We start from the raw sequence: 749 nt of genomic DNA on the forward strand, positions 1-749 counted from the left end.
TAGCCCTCAAGGTCGACCCCGGCGTCCTGCACGAGCTCGGTGGACACCTGCACCAGGAACCCGTACTTGAACGCGCCCAGACTGACGCTCGACAGCGTCGGGTCAGACTCGGGGATCGCGGCCGCCTCGGAAACGATCGCGGCCGTCGACAGCGCGGAGGTGCGAGGCACCCGCAGCGTCTCACCCGACGTGGTGGTGAGCAGCGTGGCGCCCGCGCGGAGCACCGCCGAGGACTCCACCATGTGCTCGACGAGCTGGCCGTAGAACGACACGGGCGACATGTTCGCCGGCGCGGTGGTCACCAGGTCGCGGCGCTCCACACCCGGCTGATAGGCCGAACGCGGCTCCTCCCAATGCACATCGATCGGCCGCGGATTCCGCTCCAGGATCATCGACCGGAAGCTGTCGGCGAGTTCATCGTTACGCCGGTAGCGGCGGCCACTCGAGTACCGGCCCATGGCCGCGGCAGCATCCGCCGCGCGCCGCTCGCCGTCGGACACTTCCTTGATGCGCTCGTCGAGACGGTCGATCTCGTCGACCAGCCCGTCGTACCGCCGCTGCTCGTCGGCGGTCATCTCCCGCTTCATGTCGGCGGCCGGATCGACCACCGCGCGGGCCTCGGTCAGCAGCTGCTCGCGCCGTGCGCGAAGACGTTCCAGAACACCCATGAGGGTCTCCATCCACAGAGTTGGATGGAGACCCGGGGCTCAAGTGCCGCTCAGCCGGTCTCCGACTACACCCGTAGTTTA

1 protein-coding gene is annotated in these 749 nt (G+C 68.5%); it reads right to left on the reverse strand.

All coding sequences use genetic code 11. The annotated features are described in order from the left end of the window. On the reverse strand, positions 1-668 hold a 668-nt coding region (locus ACTWQJ_RS51970), incomplete at its 3' end, for a phage major capsid protein (protein WP_443313294.1). Positions 669-749: the final 81 nt, after the last annotated feature.

Source organism: Streptomyces sp. KR55 (assembly GCF_052245645.1).
Lineage (GTDB): Bacteria > Actinomycetota > Actinomycetes > Streptomycetales > Streptomycetaceae > Streptomyces > Streptomyces flavusporus.